Origin of the sequence: uncultured Paracoccus sp. (assembly GCF_945915435.1) — a bacterium.
Classification (GTDB): Bacteria; Pseudomonadota; Alphaproteobacteria; order Rhodobacterales; family Rhodobacteraceae; genus Paracoccus.
Window position 1 is genome coordinate 64,835 of sequence record NZ_CAMEFG010000012.1, and the last position, 10,329, is coordinate 75,163.

Genomic DNA, 10,329 nt, shown 5'->3' on the forward strand with positions numbered 1-10,329 from the left:
CATGGAACGCCTGATCGCAACCTTCTTCGGCGTGGGCCTGCTGCGCCCCGCGCCCGGCACCTGGGGTTCGGCGGCGGCGGTGCTACTGGCGGTGCTGGCTTTCGAATACGCCAGCCCCTGGCTGATCCCGGCGGGCGTGATCCTGGCCACGGTCCTGGGTTTCTGGGCGATCCCGCCGCTGATCGCCGGCGCCGAGGATCAGGACCCCTCCGAAATCGTCATCGACGAGGTCGCGGGCCAATGGCTGGCGCTGAGTTTCACCGCGATCCCGCTGGCGCGGCACGGGGTCTCGATCCTGGACGCATGGCCGGGCTATGTCGTTCCCTTCCTGCTGTTTCGCCTGTTCGACATCTGGAAGCCCTGGCTGGTCGGGCGCGCGGACCGGCAGGGCGGCACGGCGGGCGTGATGCTGGACGACCTTTGGGCGGGGCTTTTCGCCGGCATCTGCTCGGTCATCCTGGCCGGGTTTTACCACGCGGTGCTGGAGCCGATGCTATGAGCGGCGCTGCCGAAATCCTCGACCTTGCCCGCGCGCGGGGCGTGATGATCGCCACCGCCGAAAGCTGCACGGGCGGCATGGTCGCCGCCGCGCTGACCGAAATCGCGGGGTCCTCGGATGTCTTTGACCGGGGGTTCGTGACCTATTCCAACGCGGCCAAGATGCAGATGCTGGGCGTTCAGGCGCAGACCCTGGCCGATCACGGCGCCGTCAGCGAGGAAACGGCCGCGCAGATGGCGGCGGGCGCAAGGACGAATTCGCAGGCGGGCATCGCGGTTTCGGTGACGGGCATCGCCGGACCCGGCGGGGGCAGCGCGGAAAAGCCGGTCGGGCGGGTCTGTTTCGGTCTGTCCACGGAAAAGGCCACCCGGACCGAGACGGTCGATTTCGGCGACATCGGCCGCCAGCAGGTGCGCGAGGCGACCTTGCGCCATGCGCTGGCGATGCTGCGCGCGGCGCTGGCCTAGCCCGCGCGCAGGACGGACAGGAAACCGTCCACCTCATCCGCGCGGGTGTCCCAACTGCATATCAGCCGGACGGGCACCGGCCCCTTGCCATCGTCGAACTGATCGCCGGGCCAGACCGCGAAAGCCGCACCGGCGGCGCGGGCGCGGGCAAAGATCTCGCGCGGCAGGGTCGCGAAAACGCCGTTGGACTGGACCGGGGCGTTCAGCCGCACGCCTTCCAGCGCGGCCAGCCCCTGCCCCAGCCTTGCGGCCATGTCGTTGGCGTGGCGGGCAAGGTCCAGCCACAGCCCGCCGTCCAGCCAGGCCAGGATCTGCGCCGACAGATAGCGGTGCTTGGACAGCAGGTGCCCGGCGCGCTTGCGGCGATATCCCAGACCGGCGGCGCGGTCGGGGTCGAAGGTGACGACCGCCTCGACCCCCATGCAGCCGCATTTCGTCGCCCCCAGCGTCAGCACATCCACCCCCGCGCGCCATGTCATCGCGGCGGGCGCGGCATTCTGCGCGGCGATCGCATTGGCCAGCCGCGAACCGTCCAGATGCACCGCCAGCCCGGCGGCATGGGCGCGGGCCGACAGTTCGGCCAGTTCCAGCGGGCTGTAGACGGTGCCCCATTCGGTCGCATTGGTCAGCGACAAGACCGAGTTGACGCCCGAATTGACCGAGTCGCGCCCGTTTTCATGCAGCGCCTGCGCCAGCGTGGCGGGCGCGATCCGGCCATCCTCGCCGGGCAGCGCGACCAGCTTGGCGCCGCCGGTCAGGAATTCGGGCGCGTTGGATTCGCTGGTCTGGATATGGGCCGAAGCATGGCAGTAGATCTTGCCCCAGGGCGGCGCGAATTGCGACAGCGCCAGCGCATTCGCCGCCGTGCCGGTGGCGACGAAATGGACGGCGGCGCCGGGGGCCTCGAAGACCTCTCGCAGACGGTCCTGCGCGGCCTGCGTCAGCGCATCCGCGCCATAGGACGGCGGATGGCCGTCGTTGGCCGCCGCCAGCGCCGCCATGATCCGGGGATGGACGCCGCTGGTATTGTCGGATGCGAAATTCATGACAGGTCCTCGATCATGTGATCTTCCCAATCCTCTTCGCGGACCTCAAGCTCGCTGATGGTCCAGCCGCGCACGGATTGCCCGGCGCGATGGACGGATTCGCGGTCGCCCGAGATCAGATAGTGCCAGTCGAACAGCGGCTTGCCCTCGGCCCGCAGGCGATAGGCGCAGGTCGCGGGCAGCCACCATGCGACTTCGCGCAGCTTGCGGCGAGTCAGCACGATGCATTCGGGAACGTAGCGGTGGCGGTCGGCATAGTTCGAGCATTGGCAGCTTTGCCCGTCCAGCAGCTTGCAGGCGACGCGGGTGAAGGCCAGTTCGCCCGTGCCCTCGAACTCGATCTTGTTCAGGCAGCACTTGCCGCAACCGTCGCAAAGCGCCTCCCATTCCTCGCGGTCCAGATCGCGCAGGGGCAGTTCCCAGAAACGCGGGCGCATCAGCGTCCGGCCAGGATCGCGCGGGCGCGGGCGCTGTCCTGATCCATCTGCTCGACCAGCGCGGGAAGGCTGTCGAATTTCAGTTCGGGGCGCAGGTATTCGACCAGCGCGACCGACAGGTGTTCCCCATAGAGCGAGCCGGAAAAATCGAAGATATGGGTCTCGATATTGGGCTGGTTGATGCCGAAGGTCGGGCGCACGCCGATGCTGGCCACGCCGCTGTAATTGCCCTTGTCGGGACCCGTCAGCACATCGACAAGCACCGCATAGATGCCGAAGGCCGGGCGGTGCAGCCGTTCCAGCGACATGTTGGCGGTGGGATAACCCAACTCGCGGCCACGCTTGTCGCCGTGCAGCACCTCGCCCTCGATCCGGTGCAGATGGCCCAGCATCCGCGCCGCGTCGGAAACGCGGCCCTCGCTCAGCGCCTGGCGGATCGCGGTCGAGCTGTAGCGCCCCCCCTCGCCCAGCAGGGGCGCAACGCTCACGCCGAAACCGAATTGCGCGCCAAGGCGGCGCAGGGTGTCCGCATCCCCGGCGCGGTCCTTGCCGAAGCGGAAATTCTCGCCCACCGCGACATTGCGGATGCCCAGGCCCTGGCTCAGCACCTGATCGGCAAAGGTTTCGGGCGAAAGCCCCGCCAGCACCGGACCGAAGGGCAGTTGATACAGGTGATCGACCCCAAGCCGCGCCAGCCGATTCGCCCGCGCCTCGGCGTTCATCAGGCGAAAGGGGGGCGTGTCGGGAACAAAGACCTCGCGCGGGTGGGGTTCGAACAGGATCACGCCAAGGGGCGCGTCGGCCGCCGCGCGCGCCGCGTCGATGACGGAACGGTGACCGGCATGCACCCCGTCGAAATTGCCCATCGCAACGGATGCGCCACGCGCATCGGCGGGCAGACCCTTCCAGTCGTCATGGATGCGCAATGCGGCCCTCCGCTTGGCCAATGCGGCCCTGTCTTGTCGATCTGGCTGGCACGGCCCGGATGGCCGCGCCGGTGAAGTCAGCGTATCACCCGGCAGGGGGACGGTTGCAAGACCCTCAGCGCAATCGCCCGATGGCATAGGTGGGCCTGCGGTCGCGCCCCTTCAGCCAGGGGTCCAGCAGCGCCTGTTCGGGCGCCTCGACATCCGCGCCGAACTGGTCGTGGGCCAGCCCGCCGGTGATGAAGACGGAATCGATCCGCTGATCCATCGCGCCCAGGATATCGGTGTCGATCCCGTCGCCGACGGCCAACGCGCGCGTGTCGGGTCCAAGCCCGGCACGGCGGCGTGCAAGGTCGTAGATCGGCGCGTGGGGCTTGCCGAAATACAGCGAAGTTCCCCCCATCTGTTCGTAAAGCCGGGCGAGGGCACCCGCGCAGATGATACGGCGGTCGCCCATATCCACCACGATATCGGGGTTGGCGCAAAGCAGTTTCAGCCCACGGTCGCGGGCCACCGTCAGGCGGTCGCGATAATCCTCGGCCTGTTCGTTGTCCTCGTCGAAGGGGCCGGTGCAGACGATGCCCTGCGCGTCTTCCAGCGCGACCTTGCGGATCGGCGCGCCCTCCGCCCATTCGGCGGGCCGGTCGGTGAAGAAGGCGTCGTCCTTGTCCGGGGCGATGGCCCAGACCTCATGCCCGACGGCACCCGAAAACATCGCATCCTGCGCCGCGTCGCCCGAACTGACGATCAGGTCCCAGCAGTCCTCCGGCACCTGCAAATGCGCCAGGTGCCGCGCCACGAACTTCGCCGGGCGCGGCGCGTTGGTCATCAGCACGACCTGCCCCCCGCCCGCGCGAAAGCGTTGCAGCGCCGCGACGGCGGCGGGATAGGCGCGCTTGCCGTTGTGCAGGCAGCCCCAGAGGTCGCAGAACAGCACGTCGTAATCCGCCGCGACCTGGTCGAGAGATTGGATGATCCGCGTCATCTGGGCCACCTTCTTCGACTTCAGAGCGCCAGGACCGGGATGATCTGCTTCTTGCGCGAAACGACGCCCGGCAGCACGACCGAATCCCCTTCGGCAGTCACGCCAAAGCTCTTTTCCGCGACCTGGCGCACGAAGTCGTTGGGCAGCAGCAGGGTGGCTTGCTGGTTCAGGATATCGACGACGAACAGCAGCACCTCGTCCGCGCCATCGGCGGCGGCGACGGCAGGCATGGCGGCCAGCAGCGCCGCCTTGCGGTCCAGCAGGACCTGCGGCGCCGTGGTTTCCAGCACCGAGACGCGCAGTTGCTTGCCGCCCAACTCGTATTCCTTGCTGTCCATGCGCAGCAGTTCTTCCTCGCCAAAGGCGCTGACGTCGGACTTGGCGGCGAACATCTCGGCGGCGTATTCGGGGATGGACAGGCCCAGGTCCCTGGCCAGCTTCTCGGCCACGAAACGGTCGTGCGGGGTGGTGGTCGGGCTGCGGAATTCCAGCGTGTCCGACAGGATGCAGGTCAGCATCGCGCCCTTGATCGCGGCGGGTGCGCGCGACAGGTCCTCGTCCCCGATCAGGTCGTGCATGATGGTGGCGGTGCAGGCCAGCGGGCGGATGGTGATGTTGATGGGCGCGCGCGTCTTGATCCCGCCCGCCAGCAGGTGGTGGTCGATGATCTCGATCACCTCGGCATCATTGATCGAGGCGGGCAGTTCGCCGGGGTTGTTGGTGTCCACGACCACGCAGCGATCACCCGCCGCGACATCCGAGATGATCTCGGGCTTGTCGAGGTTCCAGCGGGTCAGCATCCATGCCGCTTCGGTGTTCGGTTCGCCCTGAAGGACCGCCTTGGCGGGGGTTTTGCGCACCTCTGACAGATACCAGGCCCAGATGATGGGCGAGCCGGTCGAGTCGGTGTCAGGTGCCTTGTGGCCGAAAACCTGGATCATGGGGTTACCTTAGCAATGGGTCAGGAAAGTCGCGCGCCTTATAGGTTCCGCGGCGGGAAATGTCTATCGGTCGTTGGCGCGGCCTGCCGAAGGCCGCCAGTCGCCCGATTGCGTGCGCCAGGCGTGGCGCGGCCTGTCGAAAGGGACAAAACTGCCTAAAATGCTGCGCAGTTTCCCGCTTGCTTGCACAGGTAAACAGACATTATACACGTTATGCGGGATTCTGGTAGGTTTTCCGCACGTCAATGACAAGTGGAGTGTTTCAATGACCCAGCCCCCCGCCTTGACCGGCAGCCTCTACGCCAATCCCGTCAGCGCCCCCGGCGCGCATGTTTCGCTATCGGTGCCCGATACCATCACCCTGACTGAAGGCCAGTCGCAGGGTGTCCGCATCGGCTTCAACAACCTGTCGAACCACAGTTTCGGCTGGAACTACCATATCGAATACGGCACCGCGGATGCGCTTGATCTGGGACAGGTCTCAGGCAGCGGCCAGATGAGCGTCGCGGCAACTCCGCCGGTCAATCGCAGCGAAAGCCTGACCATCCGCACCCTGCGCGACGATCTGGCCGAAGGAACGGAAACCGCCTGGCTGGTGGTCAACATCTCGGGCGGGCTGCGGTTCGAGGACGGCTCATCCAGCAAGCGGGTCCAGATCCAGATCCTCGATTACAACCTGACCACCGGCACCGACGGCGACGATATCCTGCGCGGCACCACCAGGGCCGAGGTCCTGACCGGCGGACGCGGCGATGACCTCTATTACGTCACGCCGGGCGATACGGTGGTCGAACAGCCGGGCGAAGGGATCGACACGGTTTTCAGCGGCACGAACTGGAAACTGGACAGGAACGTCGAAAACCTTGTCCTGACCGGCACGGACGATATCAACGGCATCGGAAACACACTGGACAACTACCTGACGGGCAACAGCGGCGACAACCGCCTGAACGGCGGCAAGGGCGCCGACACAATGGAGGGCGGCGCGGGCGACGACACCTATGTCGTCAATCATGCCGGAGACGTGGTGATCGAGCGTCCGGGCGCAGGGACCGACACCATCGAAAGCAATATCAGCTATGTCCTGCCGGATAATGTCGAGATCCTGCGCCTGACGGGCCGCCAGAACATCGACGGCACCGGGAACGAACTTGACAACCGCATTCAGGGCAACCGGGGCGATAATGTCATCGACGGCGGGGCTGGCAACGACACGCTTGCCGGTGGTAACGGCAACGATGTGCTGATCGGCGGGACTGGCGCGGACCGGCTGACGGGCGGCGCGGGCGATGACTGGCTGATCGGCGGCGCGGGCAGCGACACGTTGCAAGGCGGTCAGGGCAACGACACGCTGGAAGGCGGTGCAGGCGCCGATACGCTGAACGGCGGGGGCGGCGATGACGTGCTGATCGGCGGGGCCGGTGCGGATCGGCTGATCGGCGGCAACGGGGCCGATGTTTTCGTCTTTCGCGATGTCAGCGAAAGCGGCACCACGGCGGCAACCCGCGACATCATCGCGGATTTCAGCCGCGCCCAAGGCGACCGGATCGACCTTTCGCTGATCGACGCCGACAGCACGCTGGAGGGCGACCAGGACTTCGCCTTCATCGGTGCCAGTGCCTTCACCGGCACGGCGGGCGAGTTGAACGTGACCCGGCTGACGCCCGGCGCACAGCTTGTCCAGGGCGATGTGGATGGCGACGGGGTCGCGGATTTCTCGATCCAGGTGAATTTCAGGGACGACCTGATTGCCTCGGACTTCCTGCTGTAACGGTCAAGGGGGCGCCGCGAACCGGCGCCCCGGCTACAGGTCGGGCTGGTGCTGCGGGACCGGCGACGGCAGGCGGGTCAGGGCCCAGCCCGCGCGGTCCAGCAGGTTCAGCACGCCGTCCTCGCCCGGCATGTGCAGCGCACCGAAGCCCGCGACGACATGGCTGTCCTGCGCAGCCGCTTCCCTGGCGGCATCGGTCAGCCTGCCGATCCAGTCGCGATTGCGCCCGACCATCAGCTTGTCCTCGGCAATCGCGAATTGCGCATCGACCTGATCGGGGGTCAGCCCGCCGTTTTCCAGCGCGTCCAGCCGCGCGAATTCCATCAGCGACCAGACGTCTTCGGCGAAATAGGCGTCGATCAGCGTCTGGGCGTAATCGTCGGCATGATCGGCGGCGGGCAGGTTGAACAGGATCATGTCGATCTCTTCCTCGGGCGTCATCTCGGTGAAGAGCGTAAAGACCGTATCCCAAGGCTCCAGCGCGGCGACCGGGGTGCCCGCCACCTGCGCGCGGTCGATCAGCATCTGGTCCAGCCCGTCGGGTCCGCCCGCCTCGGCCGCCTGTTTCAGCATGCAGGGCGAAATCCCCATCATCATCGCCACATACCAGGGCCGCATCTTGCTGGCGAAGATGCCGGGAATGCCCCGGTCGGCCAGGACGCGGCTGACGTCCTCCCATTTTTCCGGCCCCATCCGTTCCAGCAGGGTCGGCCCGTCGGGATCGGTCAGCATCGTGGGATCGTCGGTCATGGCCTGCGTCATGCGCTCCATTTCCTCGGGTCCGGCCTCGACCAGCAGCAGGTGGGCATCGTCGATCAGCGGACCATAGGCCGCGACGGTGTCGTGATGGCGCGGATGGGTGAAGTGATAGGTGCCGATCAGCACCATCTCCATCCCGTCCTTTTCGGCCTTCCAGAAAAGACCGTCGCGGTAGGGGACGCCCTCGACCGCGGTTTCCAGCCGGGCGCGGGCTTCGTCCGGCAGGGCCTCGATCAGGTTGCGGCCCACGCATTCCGCCGAAACCGGCGCAGCCAGAAGGCAGAAAAGGAAGGTCAGGCTCTTGCGCATATGTCGCCCTTTCGCGTTTTGCGCCAACCTGCCACGGCGGCGCGCCAATCGCCAGCGCCAGCCGGAAAACCGGGCGCGCGGGAATCGCCCATGATGGCATGCGAACGAAAAAAGCAGATAAGTTACAGAAGTTTATCCTGCCTGAAAAGGAAAATGAATTTCGCGTCAGCCCGTTGACAGCGCGCCGGGGGGCGATTAGATATCCCCTCGATTGGCACTCACCCCTGCCGAGTGCCAACAACACTGAAACCTGAAACACCGGAGTGTTCCAATGGCATTCAAACCGCTGCACGACCGCGTTCTGGTCCGCCGCGTCGAGTCGGACGAAAAGACCAAGGGCGGCCTGATCATCCCCGACACCGCGAAAGAAAAACCCGCCGAGGGCGAAATCGTATCGGTCGGCGAAGGTGCGCGCAAGGATTCGGGCGAGCTGATCGCGCCTTCGGTCAAGGCGGGCGACCGCGTGCTGTTCGGCAAATGGTCGGGCACCGAAGTCACCGTGGACGGCGAAGAACTGCTGATCATGAAGGAAAGCGACATCCTGGGCATCATCGCCTGAGCCGACGTCCATCCTTTCCCCCAACGAATTCAAGGAAGTGAAAAATGGCTGCTAAAGAAGTCAAGTTCAGCACCGACGCCCGCGACCGCATGCTCAAGGGCGTGAACATCCTGGCCGATGCCGTCAAGGTGACGCTGGGTCCCAAGGGCCGCAACGTGGTGATCGACAAGTCCTTCGGCGCGCCGCGCATCACCAAGGACGGCGTTTCGGTCGCCAAGGAAGTCGAACTGTCCGACAAGTTCGAGAACATGGGCGCGCAGATGGTCCGCGAAGTCGCGTCGCGCACCAATGACGAGGCCGGCGACGGCACCACCACCGCCACCGTGCTGGCCCAGGCCATCGTCCGCGAGGGGCTGAAGTCCGTCGCCGCCGGCCTGAACCCGATGGACCTCAAGCGCGGCATCGACCTGGCCACCGCCAAGGTCGTCGAGGCGATCAAGGCCGCCTCGCGCCCGGTCAACGACAGCGCCGAAGTCGCGCAGGTCGGCACCATCTCGGCCAATGGCGAGGCCTTCATCGGCCAGCAGATCGCCGAGGCCATGCAGAAGGTCGGCAACGAGGGTGTCATCACCGTCGAGGAAAACAAGGGTCTTGAGACCGAAGTCGAAGTCGTCGAAGGCATGCAGTTCGACCGCGGCTATCTGTCGCCCTATTTCGTGACCAATCCCGAAAAGATGATCGCGGAACTGGAAGACGCCTATATCTTGCTGCACGAGAAGAAGCTTTCCTCGCTTCAGCCAATGGTTCCGCTGCTGGAATCGGTGATCCAGTCGCAAAAGCCGCTGCTGATCATCGCCGAGGACGTCGAGGGCGAAGCCCTGGCCACGCTGGTCGTCAACAAGCTGCGCGGCGGGCTGAAGATCGCTGCCGTCAAGGCGCCCGGCTTCGGCGACCGCCGCAAGGCCATGCTGCAGGACATCGCCATCCTGACCGGCGGTCAGGTCATCAGCGACGATCTGGGCATGAAGCTGGAAAACGTGACCGTAGACATGCTGGGCACGGCCAAGAAGGTCTCGATCAACAAGGACAACACCACCATCGTCGACGGCGCCGGTGACAAGGCCGAGATCGAAGCCCGCGTGGCCCAGATCCGCCAGCAGATCGAGGAAACCACCAGCGATTACGACCGCGAAAAGCTGCAAGAGCGCGTGGCCAAGCTGGCCGGCGGCGTTGCCGTGATCCGCGTCGGCGGCATGACCGAGGTCGAGGTCAAGGAACGCAAGGACCGCGTGGACGACGCGCTGAACGCGACCCGCGCAGCCGTGCAGGAAGGCGTTGTCGTCGGCGGCGGCGTGGCCCTGGTTCAGGGCGGCAAGGCGCTGGACGGCCTGACCGGCGCGAACTCGGATCAGGAAGCGGGCATCGCCATCGTGCGCCGCGCGCTTGAGGCTCCGATGCGCCAGATCGCCGAGAACGCAGGCGTGGACGGCGCCGTGGTTGCGGGCAAGGTCCGCGAATCCACCGACAAGGCCTTTGGCTTCAACGCGCAGACCGAGGAATATGGCGACATGTTCAAGTTCGGCGTGATCGACCCGGCCAAGGTCGTGCGCACCGCGCTGGAAGACGCCGCATCGGTCGCGGGCCTGCTGATCACCACCGAAGCCATGATCGCCGAAAAGCCCGAGCCGAA

General features: G+C 66.1%; 11 protein-coding genes. 5 read left to right on the forward strand and 6 right to left on the reverse strand.

The annotated features are described in order from the left end of the window. The first annotated feature begins 1 nt into the window (after position 1). Positions 2–499, forward strand: coding sequence for a phosphatidylglycerophosphatase A (locus tag Q0O97_RS06105; protein WP_294926252.1), 498 nt, complete (start codon positions 2–4; stop codon positions 497–499). Beyond that, entirely contained in the window at positions 496–966 is a 471-nt protein-coding gene (locus Q0O97_RS06110; RefSeq protein ID WP_294926254.1) for a CinA family protein, read from the forward strand. Before Q0O97_RS06105 ends, Q0O97_RS06110 begins: the two co-directional genes overlap by 4 nt. Here Q0O97_RS06110 and Q0O97_RS06115 read toward each other — a convergent pair. From Q0O97_RS06115 to Q0O97_RS06135, 5 genes are all read right to left on the reverse strand, one after another. Beyond that, complete coding sequence (locus Q0O97_RS06115; protein ID WP_294926255.1) at positions 963–2,012, reverse strand: beta-eliminating lyase-related protein; 1,050 nt, start codon at positions 2,010–2,012, stop codon at positions 963–965. The genes Q0O97_RS06110 and Q0O97_RS06115 overlap by 4 nt on opposite strands. After that, positions 2,009–2,449 carry a YcgN family cysteine cluster protein gene (locus Q0O97_RS06120; RefSeq protein ID WP_294926257.1) on the reverse strand — a complete coding sequence of 147 codons (441 nt, stop codon included), beginning with the start codon at positions 2,447–2,449 and terminating at the stop codon, positions 2,009–2,011. Before Q0O97_RS06120 ends, Q0O97_RS06115 begins: the two co-directional genes overlap by 4 nt. Continuing rightward, entirely contained in the window at positions 2,449–3,375 is a 927-nt protein-coding gene (locus tag Q0O97_RS06125) for a bifunctional riboflavin kinase/FAD synthetase (protein WP_294926279.1), read from the reverse strand. The genes Q0O97_RS06120 and Q0O97_RS06125 overlap by 1 nt, the downstream gene beginning before the upstream one ends. Positions 3,376–3,490: 115 nt before the next feature. Then, positions 3,491–4,360, reverse strand: coding sequence for a TIGR01459 family HAD-type hydrolase (locus tag Q0O97_RS06130; protein ID WP_294926259.1), 870 nt, complete (start codon positions 4,358–4,360; stop codon positions 3,491–3,493). A gap of 20 nt (positions 4,361–4,380) precedes the next feature. Beyond that, positions 4,381–5,301: a manganese-dependent inorganic pyrophosphatase gene (locus Q0O97_RS06135; protein WP_294926261.1), complete on the reverse strand. Its 921-nt coding sequence runs from the start codon at positions 5,299–5,301 to the stop codon at positions 4,381–4,383. Between the two features lie 265 nt (positions 5,302–5,566). Between Q0O97_RS06135 and Q0O97_RS06140 the strand changes: the two genes are divergently transcribed. Further along, complete coding sequence (locus tag Q0O97_RS06140) at positions 5,567–7,072, forward strand: calcium-binding protein (RefSeq protein WP_294926264.1); 1,506 nt, start codon at positions 5,567–5,569, stop codon at positions 7,070–7,072. A 33-nt stretch (positions 7,073–7,105) separates the two neighbouring features. Here Q0O97_RS06140 and Q0O97_RS06145 read toward each other — a convergent pair whose 3' ends face one another. Next, complete coding sequence (locus Q0O97_RS06145; protein ID WP_294926266.1) at positions 7,106–8,140, reverse strand: TraB/GumN family protein; 1,035 nt, start codon at positions 8,138–8,140, stop codon at positions 7,106–7,108. Between the two features lie 271 nt (positions 8,141–8,411). On the opposite strand from Q0O97_RS06145, the gene Q0O97_RS06150 reads away from it, so the two are divergent. Then, positions 8,412–8,699 carry a co-chaperone GroES gene (locus Q0O97_RS06150; RefSeq protein ID WP_294926268.1) on the forward strand — a complete coding sequence of 96 codons (288 nt, stop codon included), beginning with the start codon at positions 8,412–8,414 and terminating at the stop codon, positions 8,697–8,699. Positions 8,700–8,743: 44 nt separating this feature from the next. Beyond that, a partial coding sequence (gene groL, locus Q0O97_RS06155; RefSeq protein WP_294926271.1) for a chaperonin GroEL occupies positions 8,744–10,329 on the forward strand: 1,586 nt, incomplete at its 3' end.